6 protein-coding genes are annotated in these 20,403 nt (G+C 47.7%); 1 reads left to right on the plus strand and 5 read right to left on the minus strand.

Translation table 11 applies throughout. The features are described 5' to 3' along the window. Window positions 1-4 precede the first annotated feature (4 nt). Genes UNH61_RS30565 through UNH61_RS30585 form a run of 5 tightly spaced genes read right to left on the minus strand, consistent with a single transcriptional unit; the run spans window position 5 to window position 7,966 of the window. Window positions 5-1,897 carry a monovalent cation:proton antiporter-2 (CPA2) family protein gene (locus UNH61_RS30565; RefSeq protein ID WP_326995820.1) on the minus strand — a complete coding sequence of 631 codons (1,893 nt, stop codon included), beginning with the start codon at window positions 1,895-1,897 and terminating at the stop codon, window positions 5-7. A gap of 1 nt (window position 1,898) precedes the next feature. Next, window positions 1,899-2,504 (minus strand): NAD(P)H-dependent oxidoreductase, encoded by a 606-nt coding sequence (locus UNH61_RS30570; protein WP_326995821.1) that lies wholly within the window; start codon window positions 2,502-2,504, stop codon window positions 1,899-1,901. A gap of 55 nt (window positions 2,505-2,559) precedes the next feature. Then, entirely contained in the window at window positions 2,560-4,410 is a 1,851-nt protein-coding gene (locus UNH61_RS30575) for a chloride channel protein (RefSeq protein ID WP_326995822.1), read from the minus strand. A 16-nt stretch (window positions 4,411-4,426) separates the two neighbouring features. After that, window positions 4,427-5,335 carry a transglutaminase-like domain-containing protein gene (locus tag UNH61_RS30580; RefSeq protein WP_326995823.1) on the minus strand — a complete coding sequence of 303 codons (909 nt, stop codon included), beginning with the start codon at window positions 5,333-5,335 and terminating at the stop codon, window positions 4,427-4,429. A 33-nt stretch (window positions 5,336-5,368) separates the two neighbouring features. Next, window positions 5,369-7,966, minus strand: coding sequence for a hypothetical protein (locus tag UNH61_RS30585; RefSeq protein WP_326995824.1), 2,598 nt, complete (start codon window positions 7,964-7,966; stop codon window positions 5,369-5,371). Between the two features lie 621 nt (window positions 7,967-8,587). Here UNH61_RS30585 and UNH61_RS30590 point away from each other — a divergent pair. Continuing rightward, window positions 8,588-20,329 (plus strand): gliding motility-associated C-terminal domain-containing protein, encoded by an 11,742-nt coding sequence (locus tag UNH61_RS30590; protein WP_326995825.1) that lies wholly within the window; start codon window positions 8,588-8,590, stop codon window positions 20,327-20,329. Window positions 20,330-20,403 lie beyond the last annotated feature (74 nt).

Raw genomic sequence — 20,403 nt, forward strand, 5'->3', positions numbered from 1 at the left:
CTGATCAGTTCTCCCCTGTTTGTTCGCCGCGGATTTCTTCACGCAGACTCTCGGGATCCCAGCCCTGTCCCTCGTCCAGCCAGGTTTTGATCCGGTCGGAGGTAATGAGTTTCTCCATTTCTTCAATACGCTCTTTCATGGTATTGATGTATTGCTTCTTGTCATCGCGCAGGGCCGACAATCCTTTCAGTGCATTCTCATCCTGCCGGAGAAACGTTCTGGCCGCGCGTTCACTCCGATAGGCCCGTCCACCAAGCATCCTGAGTGCATCCACTCCTACCCTGATCGAAGTGTCTACCGTTTCCCGGTAAATGTGCAGCACACCAAGATCCATCAACTCAAAAGTATCTTCTGTATTCTCTGCTCTTACAAGTAGTTGCAGATGAGGAAAATAACGCTGCACCATTTTCACTATTTCCAATGTTTGCTCTGCATGATCGGTAGCTATGATCATCAGTTTAGCGTCGGCCGCGCCCGCAGCAACGAGCAAATCATAGCGGGATGCATCTCCATAATATACCTTAATACCCAGGTTATGAAGCGAGTCTACCCGGTCGGAATCCAGATCCAGTATGGTAGCATTGATACCGTTTGCGCGCAGAAAACGGCCTGTCATGCTGCCGAAGCGCCCGAAACCGGCAATGATGACCGGATTCTTTTCATTAATCTCATCAGCTTCCCGCTCCGCTTTTATCTCCGAACGGGTGAAATGCGGTTGTATCACTTTTTCGTACAGCAGCATTACCAGTGGTGTCAGTGCCATACTGATGGCCACCACAGCCGTCATCATCGCAGTCATTTCCTCATTCAGCAGATGAGCCTGGCGGGTGAACGATAGCAAAACGAAGGCAAATTCTCCGATATCAGCCAGGGCGAAGGCAAACAGCAGATTCTGATCTGTATTCAGTTTGAAGATCTTGCCCAGGATCAGCAGTACCACTCCTTTCAATGTCATGATACCCGCTACAAGAGCCAATATAACCCAGGGCTGCTCCATGATCAGTTTGAAATCGATGGAAGCGCCTACTGCAATGAAGAATAGGCCCAGCAACAATCCCTTGAATGGTTCAATATCACTTTCCAGCTCATGTCTGTATTCACTGTTAGCCAGCACCACTCCGCCCAGAAACGCACCCAGCGCAGAGCTCAGCCCTACCAGGTTCATCAGCACTGCAATACCCACTACCATTAACAGCGCAGTTGCCGTGAACAGCTCACGTACTCTGGTTCCTGCAATAATGCGCATCAGCGGTCGTACCAGGTAGCGGCCCGCAATAATAATTACAGCTACAGCTCCCAACACCACCAGCGTTTGCCCCCATGCCGGCAGACCATCTCTGAGCGAATGAGACTGCGAAGCAGCTTCCGTACCGGCATTGCCTGCCAGTAATGGAAATATTGCCAGCATCGGGATGACAGCGATGTCCTGGAACAGCAATACAGAAAATGCACTCTGCCCTGCGGCAGTGCCCATCCAGCCTTTTTCATTCAACGTCTGTAATACAATGGCAGTCGATGAAAGCGACAATATCATTCCCAGCGCCAGCGAGGTGTTTACCGGCTGGCCGATCAGCATGGCTATACCTGCCAGCACCGCGGCACTAATGACCACCTGCAACCCTCCCAACCCCAGTATCGACGAACGCAATCTCCATAACAACGCAGGCTCCAGCTCTATCCCTATAAGGAACAACATCATTACTACACCAAACTCTGCGAAATGCATAATGTCTTCTCCCTCTGTTCCGATAAATCCAAATACAGAAGGCCCAATAATAATACCTGCCAGCAGATAGCCAAGCACGGCGCCCAGTCCCATTTTCCGGGCGAGCGGTACAAATATGATGGCGGCCGCCAGGTATACCATCGACTGAAATAATAAAGAATGCTGGTCCATATTAACTGGTTTGAGCGGGTAGTTGAAGAAGTTGATTCAGGTACTCGAGATCAGGCAGCGGCTTGGGATCAAATTGCTTGTCGCGCAGCAGCTCCAGCGTTTTTCCAAGCTTTACAGCTTCCTGCTGTATATCTGAAATATCCATCCGGTGCACGCCAAATACCACATAGGGCGCAACATATTGCATGTTGCATAACTTAGCGGTTTGTATGAATGGCAACAGAAAATCATGTACTGTATGTCCATGATGTCCTTCGGGATGATAGGCATGTTCGGAACCTCCCGCACTGATAATATTACCGAAGTATTTCCCCTGCAACGCTTTACCAGTATGACCATAAGCCCAGCCATGTTCCAGTACAAGGTCCAGCCATTGCTTTATAATAGCCGGGGCACTATACCAGTAAAAAGGATGCTGCATTAATATAATATCGTGTTGTTCCAGCAGTTTTTGCTCGCGGGCTACATTGATGTCCAGGTGGGGATATTGCTCGTACAGATCATTAAAAGTAATACCCGGCATGTTTTTTATAACCCGCAGCAACTGTGCGTGCACCCTCGATTTCTCCAGGGCCGGATGTGCAAAATTTATCAATACTCTGGCCATCGTCGGATTTTCGTATACAGGAATTTAGGCATTTTGTTTTATATCCCAAATAGTGCTATCCTTCGGAATATTCCTGCAGGAGTAAACGGTATTTATTGAGTAAAGTGGATTTAGAGATAAAACCCACCAGGTGCTTATCCTGCAAAACGGGCAGCAGCCAGGTGTTGGACCCGTCGAACTTCCGGATCACAGTGTCTACATTATCTTTTATGTTCACAACAGCCGGTGATGTCTGCATCATTTTCTTTACAGTAATCGTATCATACAGCTCAGGGTTGAACATCACCGGCCGGATGTCGTCCAGCGTGATGATGCCTTCAAATAATTGCTGTTGGCTCACTACAGCAATAATGTTCCGGCCACCCTCTTTCACCAGTTCTATGACTTCGCGGAGGTGCGCGTTAATATCTACCATTTGTACATCTCTGTCTATCAGCTCATCTATCCTGAGCAGAGATAAAATGTTTTTATCGTGAGCGCGTGTAAACACTTTACCTTCTTCTGCGAGTTCTTTTATTTCCGGGGAGATGGGAGAAAACCACTTTGCCATCAGGAAGGAGATCGTTGAAACAATCATCAGCGGTATGAAAAGGTCATATCCGGAACTGGATTCGGCGATGAGGAATATGGCGGTGAGCGGGGCATACATTACGCCAGCCATTACGCCAGCCATACCAACAATCACCATATTGGTGACCGGGATATTGGTAATACCCATCTGCAGACAAACCACGGCGAAAAAGAATCCCAGAAATCCTCCTGCAACGAGGGAGGGTGCAAAATTTCCACCGTTTCCACCACTCTGTATGGTGATGGAAGCGGCAAATGCTTTCAGCAAACATACGCACCCGGTGAAAACCAGTATCATCCAGCTTTGCAGCGGCAGATACCGGAAGAAGCTGTTTTGCAGAATATCTTCACCAGCTCCGCCGGCAAGCGCCTTTACACTGGAGTAGCCTTCCCCGAATAAAGGAGGCATGGCCACGCAAAGAGCAGATACCAGTATGCCGCCGAGGATGGCCCGTTGTAATGCAGACCACTTCAGATGATGAAAGAAATGTTCCACCTTCCGGGAAATGACCACATAGTAGCGGGCATAAAATCCACTGAGTATCCCCAGAGCGATGTAATAAGGTACATTATGATAATTGAATGCAGTTCTCGACTCGAAGTGAAATAACGCTTCTTCCTGCAGAATGATCTTGGAAAGCAGGCTGCCACAAACGGCGGCCACCACAAGGGGCATGAAATCCGAAAACACGACCCCGGTTAATAATACCTCGAAAGCGAACATCATCCCGGCAATGGGAGCATTGAAGGCGGCGGCGATTCCTGCAGTTGCGCCGGCGGCCAGCAGCAGGGTCCGCTCTTTATATCCAAGATTGTATACCCGCGCGTAGTTAGAGCCCACGGCGGCACCCGTAACAGCAATCGGGCTTTCAAGCCCTGCTGATCCCCCCAGCCCTACAGTGACCGCACTTTGCAGGATCTGAGAATACATTTTTACCGGAGGTACCCGGCTGGAGTTTTGCGCAATCTCGTGCAGAATGGCCGGTATCCCTTTCCTCGACTGCCCCTTGAAAAACCAGATGACAATCAGCGTCGTGAGCACGATCCCCAGAAAAGGAAACACGATGTAAAAGATGACCTGGGTACTGAAATGTACCTTATAAGTAATGACGTAATGGATATAGTGAACAAGACTCTTCAGCACCACTCCCGCCAGTCCTGCTGTACACCCTACTAAGATACCGGACAACAACAGGAATTGATTGCGGTTCATCTTATTATGGAGCCAATGCAGGATCAGTTCGTAGCTTCTGGCACTTTTCAGACTATATTGTTCGAAATCCTTTCTGAATCTGAAAAAACTATGATGCTTCCGCAGACGCTTAAATTGACTCATGCAACAAATTTAAGGATCACAGCTCAATCAAAGCATAAACTTTATCATTCATATATGGCCCTCCGGGGCGGCGGGCAGTATAATCGAGGTTAATCCAATACTCTCCCTTCAGCTCGTGGTAGTATATTTCTTTGACTGGTGGTTTGGGGAAAAGAGTGATGATGGCCTGTTTCATGATTTCAAAGTCGTTTTTATCCCCACAGTATAGTTCCGGGTATGCATGTCCCTTGATGAGTACTATACGGCATCTTGCTCCGATCGACTGCAGGCAGGAGGTCATTAATATGGAGTGATCGTCGCAGTCGCCGCCCAGCCCGTTCTGAATGGTTTCCTGCGGAGTGGCGAAATATTCGTCCCTCCTGGAATCAAGAACATATTTAAAATTGCTGTTGATATAACGGAATAGCGACAGAAAACGGGTGATTTTTCCGTATTTGTAGAAGTATTCATCATAATAATCCAGCGAATGTTTTACCGAGAAGTTGCGCACCAGTGAATCCTGAAAATTGACCTTCTCGCGGATACCTCTTACCGTTTTATCCCGGTAGCTCTCCACTCTTCGTGGATAAAGGCTCAGGATATCGAGCTGTTTGCTGTCTTTCGCCCGGAGGTTGCCCTGCACCATTCCCTTGTAGTCGTTCAGTACATTCTGCAAGGTATACCGGTCTGTAAGACGATTAAATACGAGTATACAACAAAGAACGAGGAAAACAGGTATGATAATCGGCCTGAAGATCCATCGGAATGCATAGATAATGACGAAACTGGCCACCACAGCTACCAGCAGGTCAACATGCCAGCCATTGGCCACCAGCGGAGGAATAAAGCGGTTAATGTAGGGCGCAAGCAATAATAAAGTCAACAGACTCAATATGTTAAACAGTATTTTCTGCGCCCCGGAATATTTGCTTTCGTCTATAGCCATTATGCTACGCAATAAAGCAAAATTATGCCATAATCAACGCGCAAAATTTGGAACGGCCTGTTTAAAGGAAGTGCTTTTCCTGATGAGCTCAATCTGTTGGGCAGTATCATTCTTCTGCTTATCCATATGCAGCTGCTGGTAGATTTTATTGAGCAACCCAAAGTTCATCAGGGCGATTATTTTGAAGTCGAGCTTCTGTGCGTTTTCCACAGCAGTTTCGGCTACCCTGATGGCTTTGTTAAAGTCGTGCTCATTGAAATATACCCCGGCATATAACAGTTTCTGCATGGATTCCATGTACTTGCCTCCGAAGTAATCCGTGGAATAATTTTTTATCACCTGGTCGGTATGCCTGCATATCCGCGCAGCAGAAGCAGTTTGACCTAATCCAAGATAGGCCTGTGCCTGCCAGCAGAGCAGGGTCATTCTCAGGGAATCGGTTCTGCGGTGCTGTAAAGAAGGATATGTCTCAAAGATCCGGGTAGTGAAAGACAGCAGGCTTTCGTTGTCTCCCAAAAGGGTAAAAACAATACCCATATTCCGGAATACGATTTCCTGTGCTTCAGAAATTGGTTTTCTGCCTCCTCCGGTCCAGTAGCGGAAATAATTGTAGATTTTTTCTCTTATACCTTCGTTTATAATACCAAACTTGAGGAATTCATATATGAAGAGCTGTATTTCATAAGGAGAAACCCATAGTTCTTCATCGAATTCATCAGCGCTGTATATTTTTTTGATATTGTTTAATTCAATTTCGCATTGCTCGGCATCCAGCTGAAGCAGGGCCATGGTAAAGAGCTTGCTCCTGATCTTCAGTTTGTCTTCCCGGGCTTCTGACAGTCCGAGTAACGCCGTAAGCACTTTACGCTTTCTGAAATGGATAAACTCATCACTGATAAACGGCCCTATCGGATTCTTTTTAAAGAAGCCCGTAGGGAAGATGGATTTCAGCTCGCCCTGGTTATTACCATCATGCTGATAGTGGAGCACGAGGTATTCCAACAGATGTGATTTTTCTATGTTAGACAGGGGAAGGTGCAGCATTTTAATAATGCCCTCGATCTGCGCATGATTGATGGCATAACGGAGCAGCCACCTGAAAACACCGATCCGGTAAGGCGATTGGGGAAGATGTTCCAGGATGGCCAGCAGCAGATCCTCATTGATCTCCTGACCATTCTGTTTCAGGTAGTGCATGGCCACAAAATACTCCAGGAGCATGGTGTGGGCGAAGCGCACTTTCACATTGAACATGATCTCCTGGCTGAGATTTTCTTCTACCAGAATATTATCGGCGAGCAGCTCCTTGTAAGCCGGGAACAGATCTGCGTTCTGAGTCAGGAGCAGGTTCTTGTCTACATAAATCCCTGTCCTGCCCAGATCCAGCAAGGTCAACAGCTTTTCAATAATCTTTATTTTGAAGGAGTTGCTTTGCGAATTGAAAACCCTGTTCTGTATGAACCGGGAAACTATTTCGAACAAACTGAGGTGTTCATCCACGAAAGTCTGTTCCGGGCCGCTGTTCAGCTGGCAGAACAACTGCAGATAATACGGGTAACGTAGTTTCTGGAGGAAGTTTTCAGAGAACAGTCTTACAGTTGCCGGGTCGAACTGATGGTTGTAGAGAATAGACTTCACTTCCTGCTCGGTAAGCCGGGGCATGTTTATGTTCGTTTCCTCGTCCATTTCTGCGCCCAGATACCAGTAGCGGCGAAAAGCCGGGTATTGCTGGGAGTGTTGGAAGATTTCAGCCCAGGTGCTGCTTCTGATCGACAGGATCACTTTCACCCATGGGTAGAGATCATTGGAGTATACGAAATCTTCGAGTTTAGAGTACAGGAGGCGGAGTTTTTCTCCGGCTACTGCAATTTCATCGAAGCCGTCTATTATTAATATAAGGCGTCCGCCTTTTTTGTCGAAGTGGCTGGAGAAATATTCGCGGAAGTTTTCGCCGTTGCCGAGGTTCATCTGGTTATCCAGCCAGGATGAAAGGGAGAAGCCTTTCAACAGAAGGCTACCCGCAGCATGCGCGTGAATGAACCAGCAGATGTCCTGCTTGTACCTGGCTTCTTTCCCGAACCAGAAATGTTCGGCCAGATGCACCAGTGCAAGCGATTTACCCCATCCGGATGGTGCAATGAGAGCGGTAGCGGCGTAATCACTTTCCAGGAACTTTTCAATATGTGCATTACAGTACGGCCGGTGTACAGTATAAGGAAATGCAATGCCGGAGCGATTCTTAAGCGTAAGCATGGTATAGTGGGATACCGCGTCCGCTTTGGTTTTTAAATCGGTCCACTTGCTATTATCCGCCACAGACGACGGACTGGCAGCATTGGATGGCCTTGAGGCTGTATTCAGCTTCCGGTAATGATGTTGCTGAAAATCTTCCCAGTCTTTATATTGACAATATTGTGAAAGCGTATTCAAAGTATATCTGGAAAAGCTGTGTTGAGCAACAGCAAATCCAAACACTCTTTTGAGGGTCGTTTCGCTCACCAGTTTGGTGGTATCATCCAATATAGCCTGAGAGAGATGTTTGCAATCTCCTGGTAACATGACTTCAACGCCAAACCTGCGTAGAACTTCGTTCTGCAGGGTTATGATAAAGTCATAGGACAGATCAATCATAGGGGACAATAAATGGATTTTCGAATTGTCGGTACTTGTTTAAGTACGTATGGTTTTTACGTTTAGATTTAACAAATACCGAATGAACAAAATGAACAGAAAATATTAGACTGAATTATATATATTATTATAACTAATAAGTCAACTCGTCTGTTTATTTACGGAATGGAAACCATATATAAATATGATGAGTTGCAACAGAATATGATGATACAAAAATTATCAATATAATATTTTTTGAATTTCTAAAGGCCATATAGACAGTCTAACTTTACACTAAATCTTTTTAAAATTTTTTTTGGCCAATACGATAGTTAGCCTCGTTTTTTCATTATTTCCCCTTTTTGCCTCTTTTTTCTTTGCTTGAATGAACAAACTGAACAGAAAATTTAGCTTCTGAACAAACTGAACTATTCAAACGGAATGAACAAAAAGACCCTTTAGTAAACCACCCCTTCAACATACTTTCGTACCGTTTTGTAACAATCCTTTAACAAATATGCGTAGAACGTATTCTGAAAAACGGTGATGTTTTCATAAACCATTTCCTAACCGCTGCCTGCCTTAGAGTTTTATTATACGTAGTAGAACCGAAAATTTTCTTAGTCAAATATTGATGCTATGCATTCAAAAGCTACTCCTAATAGCCCTTTTACTGCTCCTTTATCTATCCCCCGCCGGAACGGGAAAGTTACTGTGAAGAACAGAGCTGGCCGCTTTTCCCATGGCGCCGGATCTTTGATCTGGAAAAGCATACTGCTATTGCTGTTAATGTTTGGTATTGGCGCCAGGGATAGCTTTGCGCAATCATATATAACCAGGGTATATGCAGGTAGCCAGAATCCGGTTGCCGGCGGCCTTTGTGTGTTATGTTCTGTGGATAATGCGGCATCAGCTGCCGATGGCAATTTAAGTACTGCATCAACCATTAATACTACGCTTGGGCTCTTGGGAGCTACCATGTCGCAGGATGTTATATTTACTGCCGGTAATGGACTCCCAGGCAGCAGTACACCGGCCATTGTGAAAATCGGTATACCTAGTGGACTGAATTCAATAGTGTCTGCGAATTTACTGGGTGGGATCTATGTACAAGCTTATAACGGAAACACTCCTGTAGGAAATAAAGTATATGCAAGTACAGCTGTATTATCACTACTTGCAAGCGGTAACCAGGCCGAAGTCTTTTTGCCTGCTCCCGGCGCAGCCTATGACAGGGTTCGGGTTACTTACGATAGTGGTCTGGCTGGTCTTCTGGGATCAGTCAACGTTTATGAAGCATATTTTGAAAAACCGGCAACATCCACCATTCCCTGCGATTTGCCGATTGATGTATTATATGGAGTTACTGGTCTGACATTGGCTAATCTTGGTACTGTTACCAATCCTGCACAGGCAGGAGATGGTATTGTGAGCCCAACCAACTACGCAACTTTATCCGCAACGGCTGGTGTACTGGGTAGCGGGGCACAGGTTACTGCCGTATTCCCGGGACTTTCAAAAGCTGGCGATTCAGTACGGGTGATTATGTCGAATCCTAGTGGACTGCTTACTGTACAGTTATTGGGCAATGTGACCATTAAAACATACAATCATAATGTACTGGTAGATAGCATGAATATCAGCACTGGCATGTTGCGCCTAGACCTTCTCCCGGGTGGCACCAATTTGCAGGCGGTTACTTTCCAGGCATCTGCTCCTTTTGACCATGTTGAAGTAATTATAGGTGGTGGTGTGGCAAGTTTACTGACCACTGTACGGGTACACGAAATACAGCGTTTCGGCCCTGGCCCAACGCTCACCAATCCGGCCTTGGTACAAACAACCTGTTTGGGCAGTCCTCTTACCCTCTCACTCAGTAATACAGATCCATCACTGGTTTATAACTGGTACAATAATATTACGCAGACTACCCCGATTGCTACAGGTACAAGCTTTAACGCACCGGCAACAACGGCTGGCAGCACCACTTATTATGTAGCTTCCACCAGACCGGGTTGTACTACCGAGTCCGCAAGAACTCCTGTTACTGTACTGGTAAATAATTACGCCACTGCCGCCGATGTTAACGCTACTGTCAGCGCCACACAGATCTGCTCCGGCGATACAGTAAGTCTCACTCCTTCTTCCACCACCGCTAATATTCAACCAGTATTCAGCTGGTATCTGGATAATAACAAGGTAAGCGCTATCAGAAACGGATTGGATAGCAATGGTGTTAAGTACACTATTAACCCAACTACGGGCAAATTGTCCATAGTTGGTCTGGCTGCCGGCACTTATACATATTATGTAAGTGTGCATGACAGTCTTCATTGTGAGAACCAGGCAGGTGCACTGAAAGCTGTTGCTGTCACAGTAGGTGCCAAACCAGCACCAGCTGTGGTTACCGGCGCCTTCACCGTAGGTACCGGTCAACAGGTAACGCTTACTGCACAGGCAGTACCGGGTTCCAATATCCTGTGGTATACTGATACTGCAGCTGCGCCAATTAGCACTGGTCCGGCTACATTTGTTGTAGGGCCATTTGCTACACCCGGTACTTATACTTACTATGCGGGTGTGCAGGCTGTTGGCGGCGGATGTGTCTCCAACAGGGTTCCGGTAGTGATCACTGTAACCGGTGCGGTTACTCCGGGTGCAGATTGTAATATTCCTACTACCCAGGCATCGGGAACAACTTTGGGATGCGTATTGTGTAGCGTGTCTAACCCTACTTTCGATATAGATGCTGATACCACTAACTTTACCACACTGAATATTCCGGTAGGATTATTAGGAGGTAGCGTTTATCAGCAATTGGGCTTCCCTAAACGTGGTCAGCCAACAGACAGCCTCAGGTTAAACCTGGGCTTCCCAACCGGTTTGGCCGATGTGAGCCTGCTGGGTGGTACTGTGGTTACGGTGCTTAACGGCGCTACTGTGGTAAGTCAGACAACACTCTCCAACCTGACGATAAGATTGCTTAGTGGAAGCCGGTTTATTGCTACTGTGCCTACCGGTGCAGCTTATGATCGTGTTGAAATCAGGTTGACAGGGGTTGCTAATCTCCTGACATCACTCAATATATATGGTGTGCGTGCTGTTGGTGCTAATCCAACTATTAGCAGCAGCAACATCACTGTATGTCAGGGTATGCCGGCTGTATTATCTGCTACTCCGGCCACTAACACTACTTTACAGTGGTTCCTGGATTCTACCAGCACTACTCCTGTCAGCACTCAGGCTACTTTTACTACCGATTCCCTCAAAATACCAGGTACATTCAAGTACTTCGTTCAGGTGGTAGATAGCGGCTGTGCTAATCCTGAGCGGATACCAGTTACTGTCAATGTAACAGCATTGGGAACTCCGGCAGATATTACCCTGGCCGATACTACTGTAGCCTGCAGCAATACAACTACCGTTCTGACTCCAACAGCAGCGGGTGTAACTAATCCTGTATTTAAATGGTATGCTGATGCCAATAAAAATACTCCGATTACCAATGGTGCTGTGATAGGTGGTGCTACCTTTACCATTGACGCCAGTGGTAAACTCAGTGTTACCGGCCTTTCTACCGGTAATCACACCTATTATGTAAGCGTATCCGGCAGCAACCGTTGTGAAAATGCTGCAGGCAGCCTGAAAGCTGCTACTATAAAAGTAGGTACCAGTGCAGCTCCTCCGGCAGCTGTACTGAGCTATTCCATCAGCACAGGTCTGCCACTGACCATGACAGCATCTCCTGCTGCTGGTGCAATTGTCGTATGGTATACCGATACTACAAAGGCCTCCATCGCAACTGGCAATAGCTTTACATTGCCTCCATTCACTAATCCGGGTACTTATACCTACTTCGTGGGAGATAGTATCCCCGGAGGTTGCGTTTCCAACCGTTTACAGATCACCGTTACCGTAAATGGTCCGGTTATCCCGACCAGTTGTAATGTACCTACCAGTCAGACAACCGGAACAACCTTAGGTTGCGTACTGTGTTCTGTGGTAAACCCGACTAACGATATTGATGCCGATACCAGCAACTTCACCCGCCTGAATATTCCTGTGGGATTATTGGGAGGCAGCGTGTATCAACAACTGGTTTTCCCGGCAGTCGGCGCGGGAACTGACAGTATCCGCCTGAATATGGCATCACCTACCGGCCTTGCTGATGTAAGTTTGCTGGGTGGTGCTGTTGTAACTGTTTACAACGGAACAACCCAGGTAAGCCAGACAACCCTGTCAAACCTGCTTGCAGTAAGATTGCTGAACGCCAACCGCTTCGTGGCAACCGTACCAACCGGTGCACCATATGATCGCGTTGAAGTAAGACTGACCGGTGTAGCGAACCTGCTGAACTCTCTTGATATTTACGGCGTACGTGCCGTGGCACCTGATCCTACTGTAAGTGTACAGAGTGGAACAGCCTGCGCAGGATCTAAAGCAACCCTGACAGCCACTCCGGCAACTGGTACAACTGTTCGCTGGTATGCTGATTCAACAACTGCAGTTGTACTTAGTACTTCAAATACATTCACTACAGATACGCTGAAAACAGCAGGTAATGTTACCTATTACGTTCAGGCAGTAGATGCAAATGGTTGCGCTAACCCGAACCGCATACCGGTAACCGTTACTGTGAATCCATTAGGTCAGCTATCTAACATCAACATTGCAGATACTACAACTGCCTGCACCAGCACTCTGGCTGTTCTGACTCCGACAGCAACCGGCGTAACCAATCCTGTATTCAAATGGTACCTGGATGCAAATAAAGCAACCCAGATCACTGATGGTATGGTGAATGGATCAGTTAAGTATGCTATTGATGCTACTTCCGGTAAGTTGACCGTAACCGGCCTCGCTGCAGGTATGTACACTTATTATGTAAGTGTATCCGGTTCTAACATATGTGAAAATCCGGCTGGTGCACTGAAAGCTGCTAAAGTAAATGTGGTAACAGCTCCAGCTCCGCCAGTTGTAACCGGCGATGTTGTTGTGCAAACAGGTGCTAAAGCAACCCTGACCGCCAACCCTGTTCCGGGTGCAAATATTGTCTGGTACAGCGATAGTACCACAATAGCCGGAACTGGTGCTACTATACAGGTCGGACCATTCAACGCACCTGGTACTTATACTTACTTCGCAGTCGTGCAGATACCTGGCGCATGTCAGTCTGCCCGTGTACCAGTTAATGTTGTGGTAACCGGTACTCCGATTCCGCCAACAGATTGTAATGTTCCGACTACACAGGCTTCCGGTACTACATTAGGTTGCGTACTGTGTTCTGTACAGAACCCAACTAATGATATCGACAATAATCCTGCAAATGCCACCACATTGTCAATCCCTGTGGGTGTGCTGGGTGGCTCAGTATATCAACAACTGATCTTCCCGACTCCGGGTGCTGCAGGCGATAGTATCCAGCTTCGTCTTGGAAATGCTGTAGGCCTGGCCGACGTGAGCCTCCTGGGTGGAACATTGGTTTCTCTCTATAATAATAACACACTGGTGAAATCAGACACGCTGTCTAATCTGCTCACACTGCGCTTACTCAACGGACAACAGTTTACTGCTACAGTAGCTGCTCCTGCTGCGTACGACAGAGTGGAAGTAAGATTGAAAGGAGTGGTGAACCTGCTGAATTCACTCGATATCTACGGTGCAAGGATCCTGTATCCGACTCCAACTGTCAATACCAATAATGCAACAACCTGTATCAATACAAAAACAACCCTTTCTGTAACTCCGGCAGCAGGTACTTCTGTTCGCTGGTACGCTGATTCAACCGGCACTACAGTATTGGGTAACCAGAATACTTATACTACAGATACCCTGAAAGTAGCAGGTACTGTAACTTACTATGTAGCAGTGGTGGGTGGGCCTAACAACTGTCCGAACCCGACACGTATACCGGTAACCGTTACCGTAACTCCTGCTCCTCCTGTTCCTGGTGCTCCGGCCACAGTAAATGTTTGCCCGGGTTCTGATGTGGCATTGCAGCCAACAGCAGTTAATCATCAGTTTACTTACAGGTGGTACACTGTAGCAACAGGAGGTACTGCACTGAATACCGACAGTGGATATGTATTTAACCTGAAAGCTGTGATGAGGGATACTACATTCTATGTAGAAGCTGTTAGCAGCTGTGGTGCTACATCTCCGCGTCAGACAATCAGCGTTGTGATGTCATCGTCCCTGAGTGCACCAGTGGTAACTCCGAATCCTGCGAGAGTAACGAAAGGTACCCAGGCAGTACTGAACGCCAGCTCCAACACTGCTAATGTCATCTTCAAATGGTATGGCAGTCAGACCGGTACCGATAGCCTCTACACCGGACCTGTCTTTGCACCGCCAATCACTGCGGTCGACAGCGTGACTTATTGGGTGGAAGCATCCCTGTCCGGAGGTGGAACCTGTAAGTCAATCAGGGTACCTGCTACCGTTATCTACGGGGCTGCACCTCCATTCATACCTGTTCCATGTGAAGGCGCTACTTCACAAACTGTGGGCAGCAGCGGCCTGCTGGTACTGGGCGATGTTTATAACCGCGCATTGGCAGTGGATAACGACGCCAGCACCGCATCGGCTCTGGTAATGAATGTAGGCGCGCTGAATGCACAGATCTGGCAGAGAGCAATATTCAACGGCGTATCCACATTAGGTGATACCGTGAGAGTATTACTCTCCAACCCGAACCAGGTGCTGTCTGCATCACTGCTCGGAGGTGTACAGCTGACCACTTATAACGGAACTGTTCCGGGTGATTCTATGGCAGTTAATAGCCAGCTCCTCAAGCTCACCCTGCTGAACAATAATTCTCAGGCACTCGTGGAATTCGTACCGACCAAACAGTTCGATGCGATAGAAGTGAAACTGAAATCAGGTATTGTGGGTGCGCTGACAGAAATAGACTTTAACTACGCACAACGTGCACTGGTGGCTCCAACCGTTCAGGCGGCCCAGGTGAATATCTGCAGTGGCAATACGGCTACCCTGCAGGTTCAGAACCCTGCAGCAGGTATTACCTACCGCTGGTACAACAGTAACGGTACTTATATTACCGGTAAAGATGGAGCTACTTATGTAACAAATACATTGAGCGCTGATACAACCTTCTTTGTTGAAGCCTTCAGAAATGGATGCGCAAGCACAAGCCGCACAAGAGTAAATGTGAAGGTACTGGCGGCTCCTGTTGCTCCTGCTGTACAGGCAGCCTCAGTAGGAGTTTGCGCCGGATCTGATGCTAGCCTGGCAGTAGCAAATCCTGTTAGCGGCTATATTTACGGATGGTATAATGTAGCTACCGGCGGAACCAGATTAAATCCTGCACCAGATAGCGGACTGGTATTCAATGTGAAGAATGTGACCGCACAGGCTACTTACTATGTAGAAGCTATCAACGACAGCTGTAAGACAGTATCCGCAACAAGAACAGCGGTAACAGTTAATACAGTAGCTGCATTGCCGGTACCAACTGTAACTCCAATGAATGATACAGTGGTAGTAGGTCAGAACCCAGTGTTCACAGCTTCTGCTACAACTGCCAACGCCCAATTCTACTGGTTCAGAACTCAGACAGCTACAGATACACTGTTCAAAGGAGCTCAGTTTAAAGCTGATGCACCAACAGCGTTGGGTACTACTACTTATTGGGTGGAAGCAGCCATTCCGGGATCCGGAAGTTGTACATCTGCACGGGTAGCGGTGAATGTGATTGCAGTGACTCCCGGCCCCGGTATAGTACCATGCGAAGGTGCAACCGGCCAGACTATCGGTGGCTCCGGCCTGCTCGTACTGGGTAATGTTTATAACCCGCAACTGGCCGTAGACCAATACGTAAGCACCGCATCATCTCTCGTAATGAACCTGGGTGTGCTGAATGCAAATATCTGGCAACGCCTCACCTTCAACGGTCTGTCTGCTCCAGGCGATACCGTGAAAGTGATGGTATCTAACCAAAGCCAGGTACTCTCTGCAGCAGCATTGGCCAGCGTACAACTGACCTCCTATAATGGTAATACACCGGGCGATTCAGTATTGGTATCTAACCCAGTGCTGAATGTGAATATCCTCAGTGGCAATAGAAGCGCAATACTATCGTTCGTACCAACCAAACCATTTGATGGTGTGGAAGTGAAACTGAAGGCAGGCCTTGCAGCAGCACTCACTGAGGTGGATATCAATTATGCACAACGTGCGCTCGTTCAACCGACAATACAGGTAACAACCGCAACTGCATGTAAAGGCAGCCAGGCTGTTCTTAATGTAGTGAATCCTGCTCCGGGAGTTGTTTACAGCTGGTACAACAGCAAAGGCAACCACCTGCTGGATAGTGTTGCATTTGTAACACCAACTACGCTCGACTCAGGTACCTATGCGTACACTGTAAGGGCCAGCAGAAATCAGTGCCAGAGCGTAGCATCACAACCTGCTACAGTCACTATCCTCGGTACTCCTGCAGTTCCGGTGCCAATGAATGGCGATACTGCTACCACTTGTGTGAATAATACAGTAACGCTTAAAGTACAACCGGTAGCCGGCGTACAGTTCAACTGGTACGACGCAGCAACAGGCGGTGCTAAACTGGCCACCAATACTAATCAGTATACCACTCCGGCTACGCTGGCGGTGGGTACCTATAACTTCTACATTGAAGCTGTAAACGCAGGTAACTGTGTAAGTGACAGTGGACGTTTAAGGATGACAGTGATGATATCCAACGGCGCTACTGCCGCAGATATTCAGGCAGCTGATCAGACCATCTGCCAGGGCGATACTGCAAGGGTTACACCAACCAGCACTACTGTGCAGAACCCTGTCTTCAAATGGTACGCTAATGCCGATAGAACAGGTCCGATCACCCAGGGTGTCAGCAGTACTGGTGTATTGACGCTCACAGGCCTCACTCCGGGTGCATACACCTACTACGTGAGTGTGAGCAGCGGCGGTAACTGTGAAAACAAACCAGGCGATCTGAAAGCTGTGAAGATTACAGTTAACAATACGTCCGTGGCTACAGATATCATTGCAAGAGATACCACTACCTGCCCGAACAACACTGTTCAGCTCAGCGTAAGCTCCAATACTGTTACCAACCCTGTCTTCAAATGGTATGCTGATGCAGCCCTGACCAAATACCTGGCTACAGGAGCTACCTACACTACTCCGGCGTTGACAGCTACTACTTCTTACTTCGTGACAGTAGAAGGAAGCAACAGTTGCGCTAATAAAGCCGGTTCGGCGAAAGAAGTGAAAGTGAATATTGCAACTGTGCCGGAACCGATCATTAACGCATCTGCAATCAGCATCTGTGTAGGTGATACAACTACGTTGACCGTACAGAACGCAGACAATAGCATCACTTACAAGTGGTACAATACAGCTACAGGTGGAACAGCGGTATTCACAGGTCCTGTTTATCAGGTAACCGGTCTTACCACTTCAACAGACTTCTATGCTGAAGCATCTATAAGTGGCTGTACAAGTGCTACCAGAACTAAAGTATCTATCGGTGTGGGTGTTGCACCAACTCCGATACTGGAATCCAATAATGTAACAGCGTGTCAGGGTGGAACAGCCGTACTGAAAGTAACCTCTTCTACTGCCAATATTACTTACAAGTGGTATACAACACCAACAGGAGGTACTGCGGTATTCACCGGACCAATATTCACCGTGCAGAATGTAACTGCTAATGGTTCTTACTATGTGGAAGCATCAGGCGATACTTCGAAATGTGGTAAGCCATCTGCAAGGGCTCAGGCTAAGATCACTGTGGTGCCTGTTCCTGCCGCTCCATCACTGGTAAGCAGCAATGTATCAGTATGTAAAGGTCAAAGTGTGGCACTGCAGATACAGAATCCGGCCGCAGGTTACACCTACGAATGGTTCGATGCAGCAACTGGCGGTAATCAGGTGAATAGCGGTACAACATTTAATATAGCCGCTGCCGATAGCTCTGCTACTTACTATGTACAGGCAACGCTGAATGGAGGCTGCTCAAGCGCCAGCAGAACTGCTGCAACTGTTACGGTTACTGTCGTTCCGCCAGTACCACAGATCTCAGCATCTACTGTATCCATCTGCGCAGGCGGTACTGTAACACTTTCTGTGAATAATCCGGTAGCAGGCGCAACTTATCGTTGGTTCGATGCTCCGGTTAACGGTACTCTGCTGGCAACAGCGAATACTTATACAACCGCACCGTTGGCTGCAAATACAGACTTCTACCTCGAAGCAGGTAATGGGGTTTGCAGCAACCCGGTAAGAACTAAGGTAACTATCGGGGTAGGACAAGCACCAGTTCCGGTGCTGGAATCCAACACACTGACTGTATGTCAGGGTAGCACAGCGACGCTTCGCGTAACATCCGCTACAAATGGCATCATCTATAAATGGTACACTTCTGCGGCAGGCAACGATTCAGTAGGTGTTGGATCAACATTTACAACTGCTCCGCTGAATGCAAGCACCGACTTCTATGTTGCGGCAGTGGGTAGTAATACCAGCTGTGGTGCGCCGTCAGCAAGGGTGAAAGCCAGTGTAACCGTTACAACTCCGCCGGCAGCACCGGATGTAGTTGCAGGTGCACTCAGAACATGTGCGGGTACCGGAGTAACGGTTGCTGTGAAGACAATCGTACCAGGGCTTACTTATCAATGGTATGATGCTGCAACAGGTGGTACATTACTCTCTTCAAATGCAGTATACAATGTACCGGTGGTTAGCCAGACAACTACCTTCTATGTACAGTCTAACCAGGGTCAGTGCTCCAGCACCAGAACTGCGGTAACTGTAAACGTAGATCCGACTCCGGCGATGCCGTCAGTGATTTCCGGTAATCAGACAACCTGTGTGGGTGGTACACTTACATTCGCAGTCAGCAACCCGGATGCGTCACTCACCTATCGCTGGTATGATGCACAGACCAATGGTAATCTGCTTGCAAATGGTACTTCTTATGCAACCACACCGCTCGCTGCCAATACCACATTCTATGTGGAAGCATTAAATAGCCAGGGCTGCGCCAGTGCACGTTTGGCAGTGAATGCAATTGTGAAGAATCAGATAGATCCGCCGCTGGTAGATCCGATCACACTGTGCAGCAGCTATAGCGGTGTACTGAGCGTGAAGAATAAACAAGCGGGTCTGGTATACAACTGGTATACAGCAGCAACAGGAGGAACACCTGTATTCACTGGTGGCGATTTCACCATCACACCAACTGCAGGTACTGTTTACTATGTTGAATCATCTACCGGAGCAGGTTGCGTAAGCGCCAGCAGAACTATGGTAGTGGTAACAGTGAATCCGTCACCGGCTGCTCCGGCGGTATCAAGTGCAGGCATCGGCGTATGTACAGGTTCAACTGCTACACTGAACGTACTGAACCCGGATGCGACACTTACTTACGCATGGTATACAACCGCAACAGGTGGTACAGCAGTTTCAACAGGAACAACTTATACCACTCCGGCCATCACTGCTAACCAGATGTACTATGTAGAGGCATCCAACAGCTTTGGCTGTGCCAGCCCGACCCGTACTGCAATAAGCGTACAATTGACTCAGCCGCCAGCAGCTCCTGTAGTAACTGGTAATACTGAAATATGTCCGGGCAAGACTACAACGCTCACGGCTACTTCAGCTACAGCAGGTACAATACTCAACTGGTACAGTGTAGCCACTGGTGGAACCCCGATCTATACTGGTTCTCCGTTCGTAACGCCTGCACTCAATGCAAATACTACTTACTATGTAGAGGCAGTTACGAAAGATGGATGTACAGGAGCCGGTGGCAGAACAAGGGTAGATATAACAATGGCGCAGCAGTTACCTGCTCCGGTGGTAACAACGGATAATACAACTCCAACATCAATTACCTTCCGCTGGACACCAGTACCAGGAGCTCAGGCATACCAGGTGACTATTGATAACGGTGTAACGTTCATCGTGCCAAGCTCAGGTGCTAACGGTACAACACACACGATATCCGGCCTGCAGGCGAACCAGAGTGTTACTATACAGGTAAGAGCTGTGGGAGCTACCGACTGTCAGACCAGCGCGCTGTCTACTGCAGTAACTGATAAAACCAAGAATCCGAATGGTAATAACATCTTTGTACCGAACATTTTCAGTCCGAACGGAGATGGCGTGAATGATGTGCTGTACGTTTACGGTACAGCTATAGCCAAACTTGAATTCTGGGTTTACAACCAATGGGGTCAGTTGGCGTTCTACTCGAAAGATCAGCGCCAGGGATGGGATGGTACCATGAGTGGTCAGAATCAGCCGTCAGGTGTGTATGTATATATCGTGAAGGCTGTAATGCAGGATGGTAGCACAGTCTATAAGAGAGGAAACGTAACGCTGATGAGATAAAGCGAAAACTTGTAAGCTAATGACCAGAAATAATATAACCGGGGTGTGGAAACACATCCCGGTTTATTCGGAAA

The organism is Chitinophaga sp. 180180018-3, from assembly GCF_037893185.1.
Taxonomy (GTDB): Bacteria; Bacteroidota; Bacteroidia; order Chitinophagales; family Chitinophagaceae; genus Chitinophaga.

Excerpts from the sequence above, each read along its gene's own strand:
- UNH61_RS30565 (WP_326995820.1), bottom strand. The coding sequence starts at position 1,897 with ATGGACCAGCATTCTTTATTATTTCAGTCGATGGTATACCTGGCGGCC.
- UNH61_RS30570 (WP_326995821.1), bottom strand. The coding sequence starts at position 2,504 with ATGGCCAGAGTATTGATAAATTTTGCACATCCGGCCCTGGAGAAATCG.
- UNH61_RS30575 (WP_326995822.1), bottom strand. The coding sequence starts at position 4,410 with ATGAGTCAATTTAAGCGTCTGCGGAAGCATCATAGTTTTTTCAGATTC.
- UNH61_RS30580 (WP_326995823.1), bottom strand. The coding sequence starts at position 5,335 with ATGGCTATAGACGAAAGCAAATATTCCGGGGCGCAGAAAATACTGTTT.
- UNH61_RS30585 (WP_326995824.1), bottom strand. The coding sequence starts at position 7,966 with ATGATTGATCTGTCCTATGACTTTATCATAACCCTGCAGAACGAAGTT.
- UNH61_RS30590 (WP_326995825.1), top strand. The coding sequence starts at position 8,588 with ATGCATTCAAAAGCTACTCCTAATAGCCCTTTTACTGCTCCTTTATCT.